Here is a 21,452-nt window from a genome sequence, read left to right as displayed (position 1 = left end):
TGCAATGGGCAGGCGCCTCCCCTACCGTTCCAGGCAATTGATCACCTTTCGGACGGTATTCATGCGTCTTGCCCACGTTCTCTTTGCGCTGCTCGTTTCCATCCTCCTGTCATCGACACTGCTGATCGCGCCGCTTCAGGCCCAGAGCGTGGGCTCGCTCTTCAGTGGCAGGAGTGAGCCCGCCCAGAGCGACGACCGTATTTCGGAGATCATGAAGCAGGCTGCGGAGAACGGGGTCGGCGTGATCGTGATCGACAGCGAGGGCCGGATGATCGGCAGCGCCCCGAGCGAAGCGGAGGTGCACCCGACCGAGGCGGCCGAAGGATCGAACCTGATGGAGGCCCAGGATGCTGCGGTGCGGTTCCGCGCCGCTCTGGTCGAGCGCATTCTGGATTTACCCAATGCTTTCAATGAGGTGCTTTATATCCTCAGGGCCACAAGCCCCGATGGAACGATCTGGGCCTTCGGCAAGGTTTTGATCTATTCACTGGGGCTCTTTTTCATCGGATGGCTGGTCGAGCGGTTCGTCTATGGCAGGCGCATTGCGGTGCATTGGGTGGTGGCCCGCACCCGCGAGAACCCGCAAGGCTATGCCGAAAAGATGCCCTGGCTGGTTTTTCGCTTCTTCCTCGGTGTCGTCGGGATCCTGATTTCCATGGTCGTGGCCTATGTGCTGGGGTTCCTGCTCTGGGGGCCGATTGAGGACCCGGCGGTGCAGTTCACCGCGAGCATCGTGAATGCGGGCTATTTTCTCTGCCGTTTTGCGGCCGGGCTCTGGCGGATGATCCTGTCGCCGTATATGGCGCAATACCGCATTCCGCGAATGGAAACGCGGGATGCCCGGAGGCTGCATCTCTGGCTGGTGACGGTGGCGATCGTCGATGTCTGTGCGATCCTCTTTGGCGTGTGGATCGGCGAGCTGGGGCTGAACTACGACGTCTATGCCTTCCTGTCGTCGATCATGTCGGGCTTTGTGGTGCTGCTGAACATTGTCATGGTGCTGGCCAATCGCGCGGCCATTTCCAGCGCGATCCGCAACGGAAAAACGCCGCAGCAGACAAGCTGGATCGTCAAGGCGCTTGCAAACGGCTGGGCGCCGCTGGTCATCCTCTATGTACTCTTTGCCTGGGTCGAGCTGACCTACGACCTTGTGCTGGGCAACCCGTCTTCCATTCCTCTGATCGGCGGCGCCTACGGCATCCTGATGACGATCATCGTGGTCTACGGCGTGATCAACTACATGATCGAGCGCAGCTTTCAGCGCGCGCGGGCCCTGCGCGAGTTGAACGAGGCGCGCACCGACGAGGATCTGACACCCGAGCAGGAGGCCGAGATCGACGAGGAGGTGCGCCAGCTGCAGCCGCGCCACGCACTAAACTCCTTCGAGGCGCTGGCCCGGCGGGTGGCGGGCATTCTGGCCTTCGTCGCCGGCGTCTATGCCTTCTTCTACATCTGGGACAACGAATCCGCCGAGATGGCCGAGAGTTTCGCCACCCGGCTGCTCGACATCATGGTGATCGTCTTCATCGGCTATATCGTCTATCACATCTTCCGCATCTGGATCGACAACAAGATCCTCGAGGAGCAGGGCGATGTGGAAGAGGGTGAGCTGGGCGATGAAGGCGGCGGCTCCAGCGCGAGCCGTCTGGCCACGCTGCTGCCGCTCTTCCGCAACTTCATTCTGGTGATCCTCGTGGTCACCATTTCGCTGATCGTACTGATGGAGATGGGCGTCAACGTCGGCCCGCTCTTTGCCGGGGCCGGTGTCGTCGGTGTGGCGGTAGGCTTCGGCTCTCAGGCGCTGGTGCGCGATATCTTCTCGGGCGGGTTCTTCCTCTTCGATGATGCCTTCCGCAAGGGTGAATATCTCGACGTAGGAGGCGTGAAAGGCACGGTCGAGAAGATCTCTGTCCGCTCCTTCCAGCTGCGCCACCACCTTGGCGCGCTGCACACCATCCCCTTTGGCGAAATTCAGGTGATGACCAACTATTCGCGTGACTGGGTGATCATGAAATTGCCGTTGCGGGTGACCTATGACACGGATGTGGAGAAGGTGCGCAAGCTGATCAAGAAGCTGGGGGTGGAGTTGCTGGATGACCCGGTAATCGGTGAGAATTTCATCCAACCACTGAAGTCTCAGGGTGTGATCGAGATGCAGGATTCTGCGATGATCATCCGCGTGAAGTTCATGACCAAGCCGGGCGATCAGTGGCTGGTGCGCAAGAAGGTTTATGAGGAAATCCGCGCGCTTTTCGAACGCGAGGGCATCAAGTTCGCCCATAAGGAGGTCACCGTGCGGCTCGCCGATGGCAAGGTCGATGAGCTTTCGGAAGAGGACAAGAAGGCCGTCACGGCCGCTGCACAGGCGCAGATCGAGGAAGAGCTGCTGGACGGTGAGGATATCGGCGACGACCGCTGATGGCCGTTTGCCGGATGCGGCCCCTGTCGTGATCGCGCGAGACTGCGGCTCAGATCAATGAGAGTGCCGCGATGATGATCCCCGCCGTCGCCAGAAAGCCCTTGGGCGGGAGCGATATCAGATAACCGATGCCGAAAAGCGCCCCAAAGACGGCGACAAAGCCCAGCGCATACAACAGCGAGATCAGAAGATACGGCAGCCAGATCGGCACCAGGAGGATGCAGACGAGTTTGTTCACCACCGAGAAGGTGCGAAAGTCCTTCAACATCGCGATGAGGATCAGCGCAACCGCGGTCACGGTGGAGAACACGAACAGCATGATCACAGCCCAGACCGCTGCAACTAGGAGATCGTGCAAAAAGGTTTGTGCTGCGTCCATCAGGGCTGCGACCGTCGGTTTCGCCTGTAGCCCGTCGATCAGCCGGACGCAGGCAATGACGGCGCCGACGCAGAATGTGGTGGCCGGAATCGCGAGGTAAATCTTGGCCGTCCTGTCGCGCGGATCGTGCGCGGGCGAAAACCACCCCAGCGTGGCAAGATCCAGGGCTTCTTCAAAGACCCGTCGGCAGACCTGCGTGCAGCGTTGGTTGAACCTGCGGCCGACGTTGAAATAGTCAAGCACTGCAAGAAGAAGGCCAAGAATGCCCAGCACGTCAAAGCAACCTGATCAAACAGCCTCAAGCTTTTGATCGAGGCTATGCATCCATCTAACCGATGTAAAGTTGCGAGACTGGCTGGGCGCGTCGGGGGTCAGGGGCGGCGTCTGAGATAGCCGGAGATGGCATCCAGAGCGGCACGGATGGGTGGCTGATTGCGCCCTTCGTGATGCGAAACAAGCCACTGCTCGCTGCGCAGCTCGGCGATGGGCTCGGAAAGGCGGGTGAGACCGTCCATCCGGTCCCCGACAAAGACGGGCAAAACCACCCGGCCAACGCCGGCTCGGGCCAGCGCACAGGCCAGATGCGGGCTGTTCACCTTGGTCACGATCCCATCCCCGTGGTTCTGTTGGATCCAGCGCAGAGAGGGTGTGATCGCCGCATCCCAGGACGGACCGATCCACCCGGTTACGGTCTTATCAGCGGAATAGATCGCATAGTCGACCCAACCGATTTGCTGCCGGGCGACCCAAGGCTGGTCCGGGCGCCGGTTGCGGATGCCGATGTCGACCTCGCGGCGCGCGATATCGAGATCGAGGTCGCAATACATGAACTCCGGCACCCAGGCGTCATTGGCCTGCCAGTAGTCCGACAACCGCTCGGCCAGATCGAAGGCGGTCCAGGTGCCGGCGGAGATGCGCACGCAGACGGGGCCTGTCGCCTGCCCCTGCCAGATGTCGATCTGGCGCGCGGCGTCTTCCATGCTGCGCGTCTGCCGAGCGAGCGCCTGACCGTCGGAGGTGAGCTTGTAGCCGTCCGCGCCGTGCAGAAAGAGCCGCCGCCCCAATGCGGCCTCGAACGCCTTCATCCGGCGGCTGAGGGTTGCGGCGCTCACGCCCAGCTCTTCCGCCGCGCGCATCAGGCCGCCGGTGCGGGCAATAGCAGAGAAATAGGCGAGGTCGTTCCAATCGGGGCCGGTTTTCATTTGTGAAAGTCCACCTGCGGTTACGGGGGCTGATGGGCAGCGGAGCGGCGCTTTATCTCTGAGGCATCCCAGAAAGGAGACGGCCCATGATGCCCCTGATCCAACCCCTGCCTAACGCATACTCAAAGCCCACGGAATATCAAAAGGAGCGTGATCATGTTGCAGAAATGCAAGCTGAGTTGCGTCGGCGCAAGCGGTTTGCCAGCGCGCCCCTGTTGCGGCTCCCCTCCCTGCGCACCGCCCTGTCCCGTCTTGTCGGTGCGGCGATGCCGCGTGGAACACCCCCGCCGACCGGCACAGCGATGACGGGCCCGGCCCCCCGGCGGGCATCCAAATTTAGATGAAATCGACGTTGCGGGTGCCATCTGCCGTTGTTTGGACATCAGGCTTCGCCTATCGGAGGCGTCAAACAGCCCCAGATAGCCATCCACATGAAACCCGAGATCACATTCACCAGACTGCCCGAGATCGATCCGGCCGAGATTGTCGCGCATATGTCTGACCCTCGTGTCGCAGAGCACATGCCTCTTCTGACATTTGAATGGGATGACGCCGCTGTGGCGAGCTTCATCGCCGCCAAGGAGGAGCGCTGGCGCCGCGATGGGCTTGGCCACTGGGCGATCTTATCAGGTAACACATATGTCGGCTGGGGTGGCTTTCAGAAGGAGGGAGACGAGTGGGACTACGGTTTGGTTCTCACGCCAGCCTCATTTGGGCTGGGCGCGCGCATCTCCAAAAAAGCGCTGGATTTCGCCGTCGCGGACGACCGTATCCCGTTCGTGACGTTCCTGCTGCCTCCGTCACGCAAGAACCTCGGCGCGCTCGACAGGCTGGGGGCGACGTTTGTGGATGAGATAGACTATGACGGGTCGACCTTTCTCAAATACCGGTTGAACACCGAATGACCGCTCAGTCCAAGATCGCTGGATCAGCTTTTGTAGGGGTCGAGCGAGGCGCGCAGCCCGTCACCGAGGAAGTTGAAGGCCAGCACCACGAAGATGATGGGCAGCATGGGGATCGCCGTCCAAGGATAGATCTCGATGCTGGCGAGGTTCTGCGCGTCGTTCAGCATCACCCCCCAGCTCACCGCGGGCGCACGGAGCCCAAGGCCGAGGAAGCTGAGCGCGGTTTCCCCCAGGATCATCGCCGGGATCGAAAGCGTCGCCGAGGCGATGAGGTGGCTCATGAAATTCGGCAGAAGGTGCCGCCGGATCACCCGACCGGGCTTCGCCCCCATCATCTCTGCTGCGCGGACGTATTCCTCCTCTCTCAGCGAGAGGAATTTACTTCGGACTGCCCGCGCCAGCCCCGGCCAGTCGAGGATGCCGAGGATGATCGAGATGATGAAGAAGACCGCCACCGGCCCCCAGTTCGACGGCACTGCGGCCGAGAGCGCCAGCCAGAGGGGCAGTTCCGGCAAAGAGCGCAGGATTTCGATCACGCGGTTGATCAGCCAGTCGGTTCTGCCGCCGAAATAGCCTGCGATGGATCCGAAGAAGATGCCGAGTGCAAAGGAGACGGTGATGCCGATGAGCCCCACGGTCAGCGAAAGCTGCGCGCCGTAGAGAATGCGGCTGAACACATCCCGTCCCAGCCGGTCAGACCCCCAGAGGAAGACCGTTGCGCCTTCGGGCGCGCAGAAAAGGTGCGTGTTTGATGGGATGAGTCCGAAGAGCTTGTAGGTGTCGCCTTCGCAAAAGAATTGCAGCGGCATGGGGCGCGTCGTGTCAGTCTCGTAGGTCCAGCGATAGTTCACCAGATCGGCGGTGGCCTGGGTCGGGTAGACGAAGGGGCCGATGAACTCCCCCTCGTGCCAGAGGTTGATGGATTGCGGCGGCGCGTAGAGATAGTCCGAGCTGCGCTCATTCGGCGTATAGGGTGCGATGAAGCCTGCGAAAGGCAGCATGACGTAGCTCAAGAGCAGGAAGATGCCCGAGATCAGGCCCAGCTTATGCCGCTTGAACTTGCGCCAGACCAGCACCCAGTTGGGCGCGTCCATGTCCGAGCGTTCGAGCGCGGAGAGGTCCTGATCGTCAGACCAGGGAGCCTCGTCCACGTAACGACCGTCGGGCAACTGTCTCATCCGCCGCGGGCTCCGTAGCGGATGCGCGGGTCGAGCAGCACCAGCAGCAGATCGGAGATCATCGTGCCGATGAGGGTGAGCAGGGCGACGAACATCAGCACGAAGCCGGCGAGGAACTGATCTTGGGACTTCAGCGCGGTCAGCAGCGACGGTCCAATGGTCTGCAGCCCCAGCACAACGGACACGAGCACGGAGCCCGAGACCATGGCAGGCAGCAGGTTGCCGATGTCGGCCACGAAAGGGTTGAAGGCCATGCGCAGCGGGTATTTGGCGAGCAGCTTGGCGGGGCCGAGCCCCTTGGCCTTGGCGGTCTCGACGTAGGGTTTGCTGAGCTCGTCGAGCATATTGGCGCGCAGGCGCTGCATCATCGCCGCCGCCCCGGAGGTCCCGATGACGAAGGTCGGCACGATCAGGTGCACAAGGATCGATTTGACCTTTTCCCAGGACATCGGCTGTCCCTCGAACTCGGGCGCCATCAGCCCGCCGATAGGCAGGTCGAAATATTTGTTGCCGTAGTAGAACAGCATGAGTGCCAGCAGGAAATTGGGTGTCGCAAGGCCGAGATAGCCCACGAAGGCGGCGGTGTAGTCGACCCAGGTTTCGGATTTCGCCGCCGCGATCACCCCAAGCGGCAACGCAACCATGTAGACGAACAGCACGGCCGCGAGGTTCACCAGTACCGTGAGCCACAGCGCGTCGCCCACGACCTCGCTCACGGGGCGGTCGAACTCGAAGGACCAGCCGAAGTTACCCTGGATCAGCCCGTACCAGCCCTGCGGCCCGGGTGCCATGCCCACCCAGATGAGGTATTGCTCCCAGATCGGGCGGTCGAGCGCATATTCGGTGCGCAGGAACTCCGCCTTGGCCACCCCTTCGGCCTGACCGGTGGCGCGCAGCTCGGCGATCTGGTTGGAAAGGTAGTCGCCGGGCGGCAGGTTGATGATCACGAAGATCAGGATCGACACCACCCACAGGGTGATCAGCATCGTGATGAACCGATAGATGGCGTAGCGCAGAAACATCATTGGGTGAGCTGCTGGAACGGGTCGTCGTAGTAGAACTCATCGATGCGGTGAATGCCGAAATGCGCCCCGGGGTCCCAGGCCCACTTCGCTTCGTCGGGCACGTTGCGTAGCCGTTCGGAGACCACCACAGGTTGCGGGGCCTCCGCGAGGATACCGATGCCAAACTGCTGCTCGGCATGGATCTCCAGCATCTCGCGCCAGATCGCGCTCCGCGCCTCGCTGTCTTCGGTGTGATCCCAGTCCCAGCTGAGCTGCATGAGGCGTTCGGCGGCGGGCATGTCGGGCGGCTCGCCGACCTCGCCGCCGGTCTGGTAGTACTGCCCCCATTTCGGCCAGGCGAAAAACTCCTGATGCGTCGGCGCGAGGTATTCGGGCGGGGTGTAGGGCTGCGGCAGCCCGTTGTCCCAGCCGTACCAGACAGCCGACATGCTGAGACCCGAATAGACCCGGTTGCGCAGGATGTCCCGGTCGAGCGGTCGCATGATCAGCTTGATGCCGATCTCGCGCCAGGTGTCGGTGACGATGGCCAGCGCATTCTCGACCTCCTGCCGCTCGCCAGCGGTCTCGATCACGAATTCCATGGGTCGGCCGTCGGGCAGCTTTCGGATTCCGGCAGGCGTGCGGTCTGTCAGGCCCATCTCATCCAGCAATGCGTTGGCCTTCGCGGGGTAGTAGATCGACCAGCGAAAGAGGTTGGCCGGGTCAAAGAACGGGCTTTGCGCCAGCGCGGTCATGCCGCCTTCCTTGGCGAGCCCGAAGTAGAGCGCGCGGTTGATCATGCGCCGATCGATGCCCAGTGACAGGGCGCGGCGGAAGCGGACATCGCGGATCACGTCGCGCCAGACCGGATCGGCGAAGTTGAGGTTGGGGTAGATGGTGATCTGGCTCGCCGCGCCATTGGCCCAGAGCAGCGTCCGATAGCCCGCGCCATCGCTCTCGCCCTTCTTCAGGATCGAGATATCCGGGAAGTCCAGCCCGCGCGCCTGCAGATCCACCTCGCCGGCGTTGGCCTTGGCCGCAATCAGACCGCCGCCCACGACCGTCATCTCAACCACGTCGATGTATGGAAGCTGCACGCCCTGCTTGTCGATCCGGTGATAATAGGGATTGCGCACGAAGACATGACGGCTCGACTTCGTGCCGGAGGCGTTCATCCAGGGCTGTAGGGTCGGCAGCTCCGGGTTGTCGAACTTGTACATATTGTCACGGTCGTTGTGCAGCGCAGCCCAGGTGCGCACCCGGGCCTTCTTGATCGCGCGGCGCAGCGTTGTCTTGTCCGTGAAGTCGGCGTGGAATTGTTTCAGATAATGCGCGGGGCGATAGATGAAAAAGGGGCTGGCCTGTGCCAGCAGTTGCAAGAACTGCGGATTTGCGGTGGGCCATTCGATCACCACGGTTGTCTCGTCCGGGAAGCTGACGTCCGCCAGCACGCCATCGACGATCATGCTCTGCGGCGGCCCGGCCGGGCTGAGCTCGCGGTTGAGTGCTACATGTTCCCAGTAGTAGCGAAAATCCTCGGAGGTGAAGGGGTGGCCGTCCGACCAGCGGTGTCCGTCGCGCAAGTGCAGGGTGAACTTGCGCCCCTCTTCCACCTCGATGTCACGCAGAATGTCCGGGTAAAGCTCGTAGTTGTGGTCATAGCCGACCAGCCGCGCGTAGCCATAGACCACCATCTGGCGCACGTCCTTCGAGCGAGAGACCAGTGTGCGCAAGGTCCCACCCTGTTCGCCGTAGCTGCGGCCCTTGGCTTCAAGATCGACCACCAGCGGTTCGGATGGCAGGCGCTCGGCCACCGGCGGCAGGATGCCGTTCTGGACCTCGGTCTTCCAGAAGCTGCTTTCCGATGGCGGCGGCCCCTCGGCGCGCGCAGCGAGCGCGAGGCAAAGGGTACAGAGAAAGAGGACAAATCTAGACATGGCAACGCACCTTGTGGCCAGGTTCCAGTTCAGTCAGGGCCGGGACAGCGATGCCTTCGAAACGGAAGGGTTCGGGCCAGCTGCCCGGCGCGCCTGCGCCTTTGGCGACGAGCTTCAGGTCGATGGGTCGATTGACATCCGGCTCGGGCTGGGCGGCGATCAGCGCGCGGGTATAGGGGTGCCGCGGGTTGTAGAACAGCGTATCGGGCGGCGCCTGTTCAACGATCACACCCTGCCGCATCACCGCGACTTCATCGGCAATACGCGCGACCACGGCCAGATCATGGCTGATGAAAAGATAGCTGAGACCCATACGGTCTCGTATGTTTTCCAGCAGGCACAGGATCTGGTCCTGCACCGAGACGTCGAGCGCCGAGGTGGGTTCGTCACAGACCAGCAGCACCGGATCCAGCGTGAGCGCCCGCGCAATCGACAGACGCTGCCGTTGGCCGCCTGAGAAGGCGTGCGGATAGCGGGTGAGCATGGATGGATCGAGCCCGACCCAGCGCAGCATCTCGGCGGCTTTCTCGCGGCGTTCGGATTTGCTGCCGAGCCCGTGAATCTCCATCGGTTCGGTCAGTGTCTGGCCGATGCGCATGCGCGGGGAGAGCGAGGAGTAGGGGTCCTGAAAGACCATCTGCGCCTGACGCTGAAAACACACCCGCTCCTCGCTGTTCATGTCGTGGATCTTCACCACATCGGCATTGGAACTGGGGCGGAAGAGCACCTGCCCGCCGGCGTCAGGCAGCTCTGCCCCCAGGGCGATGCGCGCGCAGGTGGTCTTGCCCGAACCGCTCTCGCCCACCACCGCCAGCGTCTTGCCGCGCTCCAGTGAAAGGTTGACCTCGTGACAGGCGGTGATGCCGACCGGCCGGCTCCATCCGCCTGCCCGCATCGTGTAGGTCTTTGACACATCACGCAATTCAAGGATGATATCGTTGCCCGGCTGGGCGCGGGCCGGTGCGGCAACCTCGGGGATCGCAGGAGCAGCGGCGAAGAGCTTCCTGGTATAGCCATGGGCCGGTGCGCCGAGCACAACGGGCGCTGGCCCGCGCTCCATCACGCGGCCCTTGTTCATCACCACCACCTGCTCGGCCATATTGGCGACGACGCCCAGATCATGGGTGACGAGGATCACCGCCATACCGGTCTCTTTCTGAAGATCCTTGATCAGCCCCAGAACCTGAGCCTGGGTCGTCACGTCGAGGGCGGTCGTGGGCTCGTCCGCGATCAGCAGCTCGGGCTTGGCGACCATGGCCATAGCGATCATGGCGCGTTGACGCATGCCGCCCGACATCTCGAAAGGGTAGGACTTCCAAACCCGCGCAGGCTCCGGAAAGCCCACGCGCACAAAGGTCTCCAGCACGCGGGCCTTGGCTTTGGCCTTCGACATGTCGCGGTGCAGCCGCAGGACTTCGGCCACCTGGTCGCCCAGGCGATGCAGCGGAGAGAGCGAGCGCATCGGCTCCTGAAAGATCATCGAGATGCGGTTGCCGCGGATCTGGCGCATCATGCGTCGCGTCTCCGTCAGCAGGTTGCAGCTTTGTCCGCCCGCGGTGAAGGTGATCGCGCCGCTGTCGATCCGGGCCGTGGGTGGCAGGATGCGCAGCACCGAACGGCAGGTGATCGTCTTGCCCGAGCCGCTTTCGCCCACAAGCGCCACGGTCTCGCCAGGCATGACCTGAAAGCTGACGTCGCGCACGATCGCGGGGGCCGACCCGAAGCCGATGCTCAGATCGCGCACATCAAGCAGCGGCGTTACCACGTCGGTGTCTCTTCCCAGTTGCGCATGCGTCCCAAAAATGCCGTCCCTTGCAAATCAGTCAACGCGATTTCGCTGCGCGCGTCCAGCGTGCAGATGTGCGAGCGGCTTTGCTCTGTTCATTTTGATCGAAAAGAGGCATCTGAAGGTGAAGAATTTGTAAAGGACCCGCCGATGAGCCGCCTCGACCTTTTCATTGACCGCATGGTGTCGCAGCGGGCCTGTCTGGACCATGCGGCAGCGCTGGTCGGCGAGATGTCGGGCCCGGTCTTCGAGCTGGGCCTTGGCAACGGGCGGACCTATCATCACCTGTGCAGTCTTCTGCCGCCCCGCGATATCTACGTCTTCGAGCGCGCGGTGGCCTCGCACCCTGACAGCACACCACCGGACGATCGGGTGCTGTTGGGCGACGTCTTCGACACGCTGCCCGAGGCCTTGGTGCGGTTCGGTCCGACCGCGCGGCTGATCCATGCCGATCTGGGTGGCCACAACGCCGAGAAAAACGATCTCTTCGCCCGCAGGATCTCGCCCGTCCTCTCACCGCTGCTGGCGCCCGGCGGGCTGATGGTGTCGAGCGATCGGATGTATTTCGATGACCTCGAAGAGATGCCCTTGCCCGCGGGTGCTGTGCCGGGGCGCTGCTTCATCTACCGGCGCTGAGGGCTTGCGCTTGGCCCGGTTCTGCGAAACCCTGAAGGTCGCGGTCTGCACATCGAAGGGTCCCAGAGATGACTGACATGGTTGCGTATGAAACCCATGGCGCAGTGGCGGTGCTGCGTCTTCAAAACCCGCCGGTGAACGCCTTGAGCCAGGCGGTGCGGCAAGCGCTGATGCAGGGCATGGACCGTGCCGAAGCCGACCCCGGGGTGCGGGCCGTGCTGATCGTCGGTGACGGGCGGGCCTTCATCGCGGGTGCGGACATCAAGGAGTTCGGCAAGCCACCGCGGGAGCCGCATTTGCCCGATCTGTGCGACCGGATCGAGGCCTCGCCGCTTCTGGTCGTGGCCTCGATGCATGGCGTCAGCCTGGGCGGCGGTCTGGAGGTGGCGCTGTCGGCGCATTACCGGATCGCACAGCCCGAGGCGCGCATCGGGCTGCCCGAGGTGCATCTCGGACTGATCCCGGGCGCGGGCGGCACCCAGCGGCTGCCGCGGCTGACCGGGGCGAAGGCGGCGGTCGAGGTGATCACCAGCGGCCGGCATGTCCCGGCGGACGAAGCCGCGCGCCTCGGTATCATCGACCGGGTCGAGGCAGGCGATCCGCAAGCGGTTGGGCTGGCCTGTGCGCAGGCGCTTCTGGCGAGTGGCGCTGCACGCCGACCTGTCAGCGAGATGCCCGCGCCCGCGCCCATCGACTGGGATGCGACCTATGCGAAGGTGTTGAAAAAGGGTCGCGGACAGCTGTCGCCAGCGCAGGCTGTCCGCGCAGTGCAGGCCAGCGCCGAGCTGCCCTTCGCCGATGGTCTGGCGGCGGAACGGCGGATCTTCCAGGAGCTCATGGCGACCGATCAGCGGCAAGGCATGATCCACGCCTTCTTTTCTGAACGCGCGGTGAGCAACCTGTCCGAACTGGCGAGCGTGGCGCCCCGCGCCGTCGAGGCCGTGGGTGTGATTGGGGGCGGGACCATGGGGGCGGGGATCGCCACCTCGGCGCTGCTCGCCGGCCTGTCGGTCGTCTTGGTCGAGCGCGGCCAGACCGCCGCCGAGGCCGCGCGCGCGCGGATCGCGGGAAATCTCGACGGCGCGCTGAACCGGGGCAAGCTGACGCAGGAGCGGCACGACGCGCTGCTCGGGCAGGCGCTGGAGGTGGTCACGGACTACGCAGCCCTCGCGGATGTCGATCTGGTGATCGAAGCGGTTTTCGAGGATATGGCGGTGAAGACGGCGGTCTTTGCCGAGCTCGACGCGGTCTGCAAACCCGGCGCCGTTCTGGCCACCAACACCTCATATCTCGACATAGGTGAGATCGCAGCACAGACATCGCGGCCTTCGGATGTGATCGGGCTGCATTTCTTTTCGCCCGCGCATGTCATGAAGCTTCTCGAAGTTGTTGTTCCCGATCAGACCGTGCCGGACGTCGTGGCCACCGGGTTTGCGCTGGGCAAGCGCATGGGCAAGGTGGCCGTGCGCTCGGGCGTCTGCGACGGGTTCATCGGCAACCGGATCATGCGCGCCTATCGCACGGCGGCGGATCACATGGTGCTCGACGGGGCCACGCCCTTCGAGATCGACGCAGCGCTGACGGACTTCGGCTTTGCCATGGGGCCGTTTGCCGTCTCCGATCTGGCGGGTCTCGATATTGCCTGGGCGATGCGCAAGCGCCTGGCACCCACGCGCGACCCGCGCGAACGGGTCGGGCGCTATCCCGACACGCTCTGCGAGGCGGGGGAGTTCGGGCGCAAGACCGGCAAAGGGTTCTATCTCTACGACGCCGGATCGGTTGAGCCCAACCCGGAGGTCATGGAGCTGGTGATGGCCGAACGGGCGGAGCGCGGTATCACCCCGCGCGGCTTTTCACCCGAAGAGATCCAGCGTCGCTACATGGCGGCGATGGTCAACGAGGCGGCGAAGATCGTCGGCGAAGGCATCGCGCGGCGGCCCCTGGACGTGGATATGGTGCTGCTCTTCGGCTACGGCTTTCCGCGCTATCACGGCGGGCCACTGAAATGGGCGGATTTGCAGGGCGTCGACACGGTGCTTGCGGATATCGAAACCTATGCCAGGGAGGATGACTTCTTCTGGCAGCCGGCGCCGCTTTTGCGGCAGCTCGCCGCCGAGGGACGCTGTTTCGACGATCTGAACAAGGCGCCTCAGACGTAGGTGCCCGCCGCGGCCTCGCGGATCGCGCGGATGTTCTCGCCGTAAGGGGCCGGGTTGCCGACCGAGCCGCCCCGGAAGACGGCAGAGCCTGCCACCAGCACATCGGCGCCCGCTTTGGCGAGCATCGGCGCGGTTGTGGGGTCAACGCCACCGTCGATCTCGATATGCACGGGCCGGTCGCCGATCAGGGCGTGCAACTCGCGGATCTTGGCCGTCATGTCGATGAACTTCTGACCGCCGAAGCCGGGGTTCACCGTCATGACGCAGATGAGATCGACGCTGTCCATGAGTTCGGCCACCGCGCTTGCGGGCGTGCCGGGGTTCAGCGCCACACCGGCCTTCGCCCCTGCGCCCCGAATGGACTGTAATGTCCGATGGATGTGCGGACCCGCCTCCACATGTGCCGTGATCACATCCGCGCCGGCTTTGGCAAAGGCTTCGATGTAGGGATCGACCGGCGCGATCATCAGATGCACGTCCATCACGCCCTTGATGTGCGGCCGGATCGCGGCGCATGTCGCGGGGCCAAAGGTGATGTTGGGCACGAAATGCCCGTCCATCACGTCCACATGCACCCAATCGGCACCCTGCGCTTCGATGGCTTCGCATTCCGCACCGAAATTGGCGAAATCGGCGGCAAGGATCGAGGGTGCGATCTTTATGGAACGGTCGAAGGACATGGGCGATCCCCTGTTCTGGGCGGTGTCCCCCGCGCTATACCGGCCCGTGCCCGGCCGAGGCAAGGGGGCATCGCCGCTTGCAGCCGGACGCTCGTAGGGTAAGCTTCGAGCAATCGTCTTTGGGAGACAGGGAGAGAGAGATGACGGAGTTCAATCGCCGGCAGGCCTTGGGGGCCTTGGGTGCGGCAACCGCAGTCGGGTTGGCGGCCCCAGCCTGTGCCGCAGGGCGCAAGATCACCGTGGGCGCCTTGCGCTTCACCAGCCACGCAGGCAGTTTCATCGCCTTCGAGCGTGGGTATTTCGCAGAGGCCGGGTTGGAGGTCGAGCTGAAGTTCTTTCAGGCCGCGCAGCCCATGGCCGTTGCGATTGCCAGCGGCGATGTGGACTACGCCATCACCGCGATCTCGGGCGGGCTTGTGTCGCTGGCCGACAAGGGGGCGATCAAGGTGATCGGCGGCGCGCTTTCGGAAGAGCCGGGTATCGACGGGCAGAAGATCCTCGCCAGCGATGCGGCCTTCCAGGCCGGGCTGACCGCGCCCGCCGCGCTGGATGGAAAGAGCTTCGGGATGTCGACGGCCGGGTCTTCTTTTCACTACATGGGCTCTAAGGTCGCGGCCGCGGAAGGCGTGTCGCTGTCGTTCAAGCCGCTGCAGAAGGTGGGTGCGATCATCGGCGCGCTCAAGTCCGGGCAGATCGACGCCTGGTCGATCGTGCCGCATATCGCCAAGCCGCTCGCCGCATCTGGGGCGGTTCACATCATCGGCGATATCGCCGACTATCTGCCCGACTATCAGGTGACCACCGTCTTTACCTCGGCGACGAACGCCGCGGATGAACGGGACATGACAGGGGACTATCTGAGCGCCTATGCCCGTGGCGTGGCGGACTACAACGCCACGATGATCGCGCAGGAGAGCGGGCAGGCGGGCGTCGATGCGATGGTCGATCTGATCCACAAATATGTCTACACAGACCGCCCGCGCGAGACGGCAGCCGCCTCGATCATCAACGGCACGATGCGGCTGAACGGGGGGGCGGCGCTGAACGTGGCTTCGGTGCGCGATCAGCTGAAGTGGTTCCAGTCCGAAGGGCTGGTGGATGAGGGTATCACACTGGAGACATTGCTCGATACCTCCTACGTCGAGACCCTCGGCAGCTGACGCCTATGGAGCTGCGCCTGGCCGGGGTCGGCCACAGCTATGCAGGCCGGGAGGTGCTGCGCGACATCGATCTGAAGGTGCCAGAGGGCGAGATCGTCTGCATCGTGGGCCCGTCCGGGTGCGGCAAGTCCACCCTGCTGCGCATGATGGGCGGGCTCGAGCAACCGGCGCGGGGCGAGGTGCTGCAGGTGGGGCAGCCGCCTCAAGGATGTCTCAACCCGCTCACCTTCATCTTTCAGGACTTTGCGCTGCTGCCGTGGCGCAGCGTGGCGGGGAACGTGTCGCTGGTGCTGGAGGATCATCCGATCGGACGCGATGAAGCACGCGCCATGGTCGCGGATGTGCTCGGGCGCACGCGGCTCACCGAATTCGCCGATGCGCTGCCGCGGCAGCTGTCCGGCGGCATGAAACAACGCGTGGCGATTGCGCGGGCGCTGGTGGTCAGACCGGCAGTGCTGCTGATGGACGAGCCGCTGTCGGCGCTCGACAGCCAGACGCGGGAGCTGCTGATGGAGGATCTCGTGGGCCTGTGGACAAGACAGCCATTTACGGCAGTTTATGTGACGCACAATCTCGCCGAAGCGGTGCGGCTGGGGCACCGCATCGTGGTGCTGTCGCGGCGGCCCGGAGAGCTGCGCGAGGTCGTCAGCCTGGACAAACCGCTGGCCGACCGCGGCTATGGCGATGCGGATCTGGAGGTGACGCAAAAACACCTCTGGGAGCTCATGAGGGCGGAAGCTGCGGCGGCAGATGCGGAGCTGCTGCGTGGATAACCAGGGCTCAAAGGTTGTATTTAGAGGGGGTGGATTTACCCATCAGAGCCGGCGATGGGTCGGGTTTGTGGTCTTTGCAGCGCTGCTTCTGCTGGCAGAATGGGGCACACGGACAGGCGTGATCTCACCGCTGACGCTGCCGCGCCCAAGCGATGTTTTGCAAACGTTTGGAGAGCTTTACAGCTCGGGGCTCCTGTTCCAGCATCTGATCCCGTCGCTTCTGCGCCTGCTGGTGGGTGCTGCGCTGGGAGCGTCGCTGGGGATAGGTGTGGGGTTCTTGATCGGATTGTTCTCTTTTGTGCGGGCCGGTTTGGTGCCTCTGGTCGCCGCGATCTTCCCGATTCCGAAGATCGCGCTCTTGCCGCTCTTCGTGATCTGGTTCGGGATCGACGAGGGCAGCAAATACGCGCTGATCGCCTTTGGCACTTTCACGCCCACCGTGGTCGCGACCTTTGCGGCTGTGGATAACGTCGACCGGACGCTGATCCGCATGGGGCAAAGCTTTGGGCTGGACTGGTTCAGCATCGTGCGCAAGATCGTGCTGCCGGGGGCGATGCCGGGCATCCTCGCGGGGCTGCGGATCAGTCTGGCGATTGCGATCATCCTGCTGGTGGCGGCCGAGATGTTGGGGGCGGAATACGGGATTGGCGCCTACATCCTCGAGGCAGGGTCGCTTTACGATCTGGAGCGGCTCTTTGCGGGTGTCGTGATCCTCTCCGTGCTGGGTGTGCTGGTGAGTGCGGTGATCGGGGTGATCGAACGGCGGCTTTTGGACTGGCGGACCTGACAGCGCACAAGCGCGCACAAGGGATCGTGATCAGCGGCCGCTGGTCACTGTCCGGCTTTCGTGAGACCAACCCCGAAGAGTGAATGAAGGAGACCAACCGATGCTGATGCCCCGCCAGAAAACCCCTGATCTTCAAGTGCCGCTGTTGGGGGGTGGGATGTTCGATCTTGCCAATGACGGATCCGAGCGCGGCACGGTTGTCTGCTTTTATCGCGGGCTGCACTGTCCGCTCTGTGCGACTTATCTGGCCGAACTGGAGAAGCGCACGCCGGAGTTTGCCGAGCGCGGCGTGAAGACCATCGCGATCAGCAGCGACGAAGAGGAGCGGGCGCAGGCGATGGCCGACAAGATCTCGGCCACGGCGCTGCGCTTCGGCTATGATCTGCCGCTGGCCAAGGCGAAGGACTGGGGGCTCTATATCTCCACGTCGCGCGGCAAGACCTCGATCGGGATCGAGGAGCCTGCGCTCTTTTCCGAGCCGGGGCTCTTTATGGTCACGCCGCAGCAGACGCTCTATTACGGGTCGGTGCAAACGATGCCCTTCGTGCGCCCGCATTTCTCGGAACTCGTCGGCGCGCTCGACTTTGCGATTGGCAATGACTACCCGGCGCGCGGCGAATACACCGGCGCTGTTTGAAGGCGCGGCTGCGCCGCATGACATGTCCCGGGCCTCTCCTGTTCAGGAGACGCCCGGTGTTGGCGAGGGGGGCGGATGAAGCGCCTCCGATGCAAGGGTGGTGCGGTCCTGGCGGAGTGCTTCAAGTGAACTTCCTGAAGAGCTTGGTCTGATCGAACATCTCTTCCAGCGTCTGCATCCGATCGCGGGTGTCGGGCCAGGAGAGATCCTGCACCGCTGCGATCAGGGTTTCGACCAACAGCAGCGTGGTGGTCGCGGAATCCCAGGCGGACGGCACGACGATGCGGCTGGAAAAGCAGATGTCGGACAGGCTGTGGATGGGGGAGCGCCACTGGTCGGTGAAGAGAATGATGCGCGCCCCGCGGCTGCGCGCCATCTCGGCCAGTTTCAGTGTGTTGCTCTCGTAGCGGCGCACGTCGAAGATCACGAAGGTGTCGCCCTCTTTCACGTCGAGCAGATAGTGCGGCCAGGCATTCGAGGTCGACTGGATGTGCACCACATCGCCGCGCATCATCTGCATGTGCAGAAACAGGTACTCCGCCATCGTGTGGGTGATGCGCCCGCCGACGATGTGCAGCCGCGAGCTGCTGTCGGCGAGCTGGGCACAGGCCGCATCGAAATCGCCCGTGTCGATCTGGCCGAGCGACTGGCGGATGTTGCCGATCACCGCTTCGGTGAAGCGGTTGAGCATGTGGCCTTCCGGCGCGCCTTCGGCCCAGGTGTCGTGCTTGGCGATGGGGCCGCTGAGCTGGGCCTTGAGCTCCTCGCGCAGGTCCGCCTGGAACTCGGGATATCCCTTGAAACCCAGCTTCTGCACCATGCGAGCGACCGTAGGGGTCGAGACATCGGCATCTTGCGCGAGCGTTGCAATGGGGCCGAGACCGGATGCGGGGTAGTTTTCGAGGATCGCATCCGCCAGCTGCCGCTCCGCCCGGGTCAAGGTTGATAGATGAGCCTGGATGCGGTCGGCGATTGTCAGACTAGCGTCATGCACATGCTGTGCCTTCGTTTTGACGGGTTTTATTACAGGCCTGCTCAAACTGAACAGGGAATTTCAGTATTGTGTTGACAGAATCCCGATCCGGCAAGACATTTGTGCCGGACCGGGGGCGAAATGTCTGATCAGAGGCGCGGAATTCAAGACGATGAGGCGGTGCAGGTGATCCACGCCGCAGGCAGATCTGGCGTGGTTCTGATCTGTGAACACGCCAGCCACCATATCCCGGCCGCGCTCGATCATCTCGGATTGACGGAGGATATGCGCTTGGGTCATGCCGCTTGGGACCCCGGCGCGCTGGGCGTGGCACGGGGGCTGTCCGCGGCGCTCGATGCGCCATTGGTCGCCGGCGGTGTTTCGCGGCTTGTCTATGACTGCAACCGCCCGCCCAAGGCGCCATCCGCCATCCTGGAGCAGAGCGAGGGGCGCGACATCCCCGGAAACATCGGCCTGTCACACAAGGACAGGACCACGCGCGTCGCGCAGTACTATTTACCGTTCGAAGCCGCTGTACGCGAGACGATGACCGCCGCCCAAGCACGGGTGCTGGTGACGGTGCACAGCTTCACACCGGTCTTCATGGGACAGCGCCGCGTGGTCGAGATCGGTGTGCTGCACGATGAGGATCGGCGCTTGGCCGATGCGATGCTCGCATGCAGCGGCGCGCATACGACCTTCCGGGTCGAACGCAATGCGCCCTATGGTCCCGCGGACGGCGTGACCCATACCTTGCAGCTGCACGGAATTGGCCGCGGCATTCCGAATGTGATGCTGGAGGTGCGCAACGATCTGATCGCGACACCTCAAACACAGGCCGCAACGGCGCGGATGCTCGCCGGCTGGATCACCGATAGCCTCAGCGCGGTGGAGATAGCGGCATGAGGCGGATGGCATCCGTCTATGTACGATGGGTGGATGCGGTCAACTACCGCATCGGGCGGATCATGATGTACGGCATCTTCGTGATGATGGGCATCCTGCTGTGGTCGTCGATCTCCAAGACATTCTTTCTGCCGACGCTCTGGACGCTGGAGATGGCGCAATTCGCCATGGTGGCCTACTATATCACCGGCGGGCCTTACGCGATGCAACTGGGCGCCAATGTGCGCATGGATCTCTTCTATCACGATTGGTCGGTGCGCAAGAAGGCCTGGTTCGACGCCTTCACCGTGCTCTTGCTGATCTTCTACCTGGGCGTGTTGCTTTACGGCGCGCTGGGGTCTACGGCCTATTCGCTGGGCTACTGGGGGCAGGAGCCGCTGGTCTATTTTGCGGGGCTGCTGACAGGTACGGAGGAGATCGGGCGGCTGGAGCGCTCCAGCACCGCCTGGCGGCCCTATATCTGGCCGATCAAGGCGGTGATGATCCTGGGTTTCTTCCTGATGCTGCTGCAGGCGATCTCGGAGCTGATCAAGGATATCGCGACGCTGCGGAAGGTTGACCTGCATGTCGTATGAGTTGATCGCGATCTGCATGTTCGCCTCGATGATGCTGATGCTGATGACGGGTCAGCGAGTCTTCGGCGCCATCGGCGGGGTCGCAGCTCTGGCGGCGATCCTGCTTTGGGATCCCGGGGGCGTGAATATCCCGTTCTCGGCGGCGATGAAGCTGATGAACTGGTACCCGCTGCTGACGCTGCCGATGTTTATCTTCATGGGATACATCCTATCGGAAAGCCGGATCGCCGATGATCTCTACCGCATGTTTCATGTGTGGATGGGCCCCGTGTCCGGCGGTCTGGCGATTGGCACCATCGGGCTGATGGTGCTGGTCTCGGCCATGAATGGCCTCAGTGTCGCAGGTATGGCGATTGGCGCCACGATTGCGCTGCCGGAGCTGCTGCGAAGGGGCTATGACAAGCGCATGGTGACGGGGGTCATTCAGGCAGGCTCGTCGCTAGGTATTCTGGTGCCGCCTTCGGTCGTCCTTGTGCTCTACGCGATGATCGCGCGGCAGCCCGTGGGGCAACTGTGGCTTGCGGGCGTGGTGCCGGGGCTGATGATGGCGGCGGCTTTCATTCTCTACATCTATCTGCGTTGTCGCGTCACCCCGGCGCTCGGGCCTGTGCTGCCGGCGGAAGAGCGCACGGTGCCGATGGGCGAGAAGCTGCGGCTGCTGCGCGCGGGGCTGCTGCCCATCGTGATCTTCATGGCGATGATGGTGCCTTTCGTGAACGGCTGGACCAGCCTCGTGGAAAGCTCGGCCATCGGGGCGCTGACGGCCCTCGCAGCTGCGGTCCTCAAGGGCCGCATGACCCGCGAGGTCTTCGAGACCTCGGTGCGCCAGACCCTGGCGATTTCCTGCATGTTCATGTGGATCATCCTTGCCGCCTTGGGGTTTGGCGCGGTCTTCGACGGGCTGGGCGCCGTGAAGGCCATTGACCAGCTCTTTACCGAGCAACTGGGCCTGAACCCCTGGATGATCCTGATCCTGATGCAGTTGTCGTTTTTGCTGATGGGCACCTTCCTCGATGACACTGCGATGCTGGTGATCGTGGCGCCTTTGTATGTACCACTCGTGGCGGCACTTGGCTTCGATCTGATCTGGTACGGGGTGCTCTATACGATCACCACGCAGATCGCCTACATGACGCCGCCCTTCGGCTATAACCTCTTCCTCATGCGCGCGATGGCGCCGCCCGAGATCACGCTGAAGGACATCTATACCTCGATCCTGCCTTTCGTGCTCGTGATGATCGGCTGCCTTGCCCTGATCATGAGTTTCCCGCAGATCGCGCTGTGGCTGCCGGAGTATGTTTACGGAAAATAATCAAGACCCCGCGGACGGGGCGTTCAAATCAACAAGGAGTAAGA

19 protein-coding genes are annotated in these 21,452 nt (G+C 63.3%); 11 read left to right on the top strand and 8 right to left on the bottom strand.

All coding sequences use genetic code 11. The features are described from left to right. The first annotated feature begins 61 nt into the window (after positions 1 to 61). On the top strand, positions 62 to 2,419 hold the full coding sequence (locus tag MUB52_RS05145) for a mechanosensitive ion channel family protein (protein ID WP_263843124.1): 2,358 nt from the start codon (positions 62 to 64) through the stop codon (positions 2,417 to 2,419). A 49-nt stretch (positions 2,420 to 2,468) separates the two neighbouring features. Here the strand turns inward: MUB52_RS05145 and MUB52_RS05140 are convergent, their stop codons facing one another. Both MUB52_RS05140 and MUB52_RS05135 read right to left on the bottom strand, forming a co-directional pair. Next, entirely contained in the window at positions 2,469 to 3,071 is a 603-nt protein-coding gene (locus tag MUB52_RS05140) for a hypothetical protein (protein ID WP_263843123.1), read from the bottom strand. A gap of 98 nt (positions 3,072 to 3,169) precedes the next feature. Beyond that, positions 3,170 to 4,000: a LysR family transcriptional regulator gene (locus MUB52_RS05135; protein WP_263843122.1), complete on the bottom strand. Its 831-nt coding sequence runs from the start codon at positions 3,998 to 4,000 to the stop codon at positions 3,170 to 3,172. Between the two features lie 431 nt (positions 4,001 to 4,431). Between MUB52_RS05135 and MUB52_RS05130 the strand changes: the two genes are divergently transcribed. Continuing rightward, entirely contained in the window at positions 4,432 to 4,905 is a 474-nt protein-coding gene (locus tag MUB52_RS05130; protein WP_263843121.1) for a GNAT family N-acetyltransferase, read from the top strand. A 23-nt stretch (positions 4,906 to 4,928) separates the two neighbouring features. On the opposite strand, the gene MUB52_RS05125 is transcribed toward MUB52_RS05130, so the two are convergent. Genes MUB52_RS05125 through MUB52_RS05110 form a run of 4 tightly spaced genes read right to left on the bottom strand, consistent with a single transcriptional unit; the run spans position 4,929 to position 10,789 of the window. Beyond that, positions 4,929 to 6,083 carry an ABC transporter permease gene (locus MUB52_RS05125; RefSeq protein WP_263843120.1) on the bottom strand — a complete coding sequence of 385 codons (1,155 nt, stop codon included), beginning with the start codon at positions 6,081 to 6,083 and terminating at the stop codon, positions 4,929 to 4,931. Beyond that, positions 6,080 to 7,108 (bottom strand): ABC transporter permease, encoded by a 1,029-nt coding sequence (locus MUB52_RS05120; protein WP_263843119.1) that lies wholly within the window; start codon positions 7,106 to 7,108, stop codon positions 6,080 to 6,082. The genes MUB52_RS05125 and MUB52_RS05120 overlap by 4 nt, the downstream gene beginning before the upstream one ends. Beyond that, the gene (locus MUB52_RS05115) at positions 7,105 to 9,024 is read right to left on the bottom strand and encodes an ABC transporter substrate-binding protein (RefSeq protein WP_263843118.1); all 1,920 of its coding nucleotides are present in this window, start codon (positions 9,022 to 9,024) and stop codon (positions 7,105 to 7,107) included. Before MUB52_RS05115 ends, MUB52_RS05120 begins: the two co-directional genes overlap by 4 nt. Then, on the bottom strand, positions 9,017 to 10,789 hold the full coding sequence (locus MUB52_RS05110; protein ID WP_263843117.1) for an ABC transporter ATP-binding protein: 1,773 nt from the start codon (positions 10,787 to 10,789) through the stop codon (positions 9,017 to 9,019). Before MUB52_RS05110 ends, MUB52_RS05115 begins: the two co-directional genes overlap by 8 nt. A 171-nt stretch (positions 10,790 to 10,960) precedes the next feature. Here MUB52_RS05110 and MUB52_RS05105 point away from each other — a divergent pair, with 171 nt between their 5' ends. Both MUB52_RS05105 and MUB52_RS05100 read left to right on the top strand, forming a co-directional pair. Further along, positions 10,961 to 11,446: a class I SAM-dependent methyltransferase gene (locus tag MUB52_RS05105; RefSeq protein WP_263843116.1), complete on the top strand. Its 486-nt coding sequence runs from the start codon at positions 10,961 to 10,963 to the stop codon at positions 11,444 to 11,446. A 68-nt stretch (positions 11,447 to 11,514) separates the two neighbouring features. Beyond that, positions 11,515 to 13,605 carry a 3-hydroxyacyl-CoA dehydrogenase NAD-binding domain-containing protein gene (locus tag MUB52_RS05100; protein ID WP_263843115.1) on the top strand — a complete coding sequence of 697 codons (2,091 nt, stop codon included), beginning with the start codon at positions 11,515 to 11,517 and terminating at the stop codon, positions 13,603 to 13,605. Here the strand turns inward: MUB52_RS05100 and rpe are convergent. Next, entirely contained in the window at positions 13,596 to 14,285 is a 690-nt protein-coding gene (gene rpe / locus MUB52_RS05095) for a ribulose-phosphate 3-epimerase (RefSeq protein WP_263843114.1), read from the bottom strand. The genes MUB52_RS05100 and rpe overlap by 10 nt on opposite strands. 140 nt (positions 14,286 to 14,425) lie before the next feature. On the opposite strand from rpe, the gene MUB52_RS05090 reads away from it, so the two are divergent. The 4 genes from MUB52_RS05090 to MUB52_RS05075 all read left to right on the top strand — a co-directional run bounded on the left by MUB52_RS05090 (position 14,426) and on the right by MUB52_RS05075 (position 17,642). Further along, positions 14,426 to 15,445, top strand: coding sequence for an ABC transporter substrate-binding protein (locus MUB52_RS05090; RefSeq protein ID WP_263843113.1), 1,020 nt, complete (start codon positions 14,426 to 14,428; stop codon positions 15,443 to 15,445). Positions 15,446 to 15,450: 5 nt separating this feature from the next. Next, positions 15,451 to 16,218 carry an ABC transporter ATP-binding protein gene (locus MUB52_RS05085; RefSeq protein WP_263843112.1) on the top strand — a complete coding sequence of 256 codons (768 nt, stop codon included), beginning with the start codon at positions 15,451 to 15,453 and terminating at the stop codon, positions 16,216 to 16,218. Beyond that, on the top strand, positions 16,196 to 17,005 hold the full coding sequence (locus tag MUB52_RS05080) for an ABC transporter permease (RefSeq protein ID WP_263843111.1): 810 nt from the start codon (positions 16,196 to 16,198) through the stop codon (positions 17,003 to 17,005). Before MUB52_RS05085 ends, MUB52_RS05080 begins: the two co-directional genes overlap by 23 nt. A gap of 100 nt (positions 17,006 to 17,105) precedes the next feature. Beyond that, complete coding sequence (locus MUB52_RS05075) at positions 17,106 to 17,642, top strand: peroxiredoxin-like family protein (protein ID WP_263843110.1); 537 nt, start codon at positions 17,106 to 17,108, stop codon at positions 17,640 to 17,642. A gap of 121 nt (positions 17,643 to 17,763) precedes the next feature. Here MUB52_RS05075 and MUB52_RS05070 read toward each other — a convergent pair whose 3' ends face one another. Continuing rightward, positions 17,764 to 18,636 carry a MurR/RpiR family transcriptional regulator gene (locus tag MUB52_RS05070; protein ID WP_263843109.1) on the bottom strand — a complete coding sequence of 291 codons (873 nt, stop codon included), beginning with the start codon at positions 18,634 to 18,636 and terminating at the stop codon, positions 17,764 to 17,766. Between the two features lie 120 nt (positions 18,637 to 18,756). On the opposite strand from MUB52_RS05070, the gene MUB52_RS05065 reads away from it, so the two are divergent. Genes MUB52_RS05065 through MUB52_RS05055 form a run of 3 tightly spaced genes read left to right on the top strand, consistent with a single transcriptional unit; the run spans position 18,757 to position 21,408 of the window. Continuing rightward, positions 18,757 to 19,521 carry an N-formylglutamate amidohydrolase gene (locus MUB52_RS05065; RefSeq protein WP_263843108.1) on the top strand — a complete coding sequence of 255 codons (765 nt, stop codon included), beginning with the start codon at positions 18,757 to 18,759 and terminating at the stop codon, positions 19,519 to 19,521. Further along, on the top strand, positions 19,518 to 20,096 hold the full coding sequence (locus MUB52_RS05060) for a TRAP transporter small permease subunit (protein WP_263843107.1): 579 nt from the start codon (positions 19,518 to 19,520) through the stop codon (positions 20,094 to 20,096). Before MUB52_RS05065 ends, MUB52_RS05060 begins: the two co-directional genes overlap by 4 nt. Beyond that, the gene (locus tag MUB52_RS05055) at positions 20,086 to 21,408 is read left to right on the top strand and encodes a TRAP transporter large permease (RefSeq protein ID WP_263843106.1); all 1,323 of its coding nucleotides are present in this window, start codon (positions 20,086 to 20,088) and stop codon (positions 21,406 to 21,408) included. Before MUB52_RS05060 ends, MUB52_RS05055 begins: the two co-directional genes overlap by 11 nt. The last annotated feature ends 44 nt before the right edge of the window (positions 21,409 to 21,452 follow it).

Origin of the sequence: Roseobacter sinensis, assembly GCF_025755255.1 — a bacterium.
Lineage (GTDB): Bacteria > Pseudomonadota > Alphaproteobacteria > Rhodobacterales > Rhodobacteraceae > Roseobacter > Roseobacter sinensis.
Note: the sequence above shows the minus strand (reverse complement) of the source record. Positions and strands in the feature narration are given on the sequence as shown.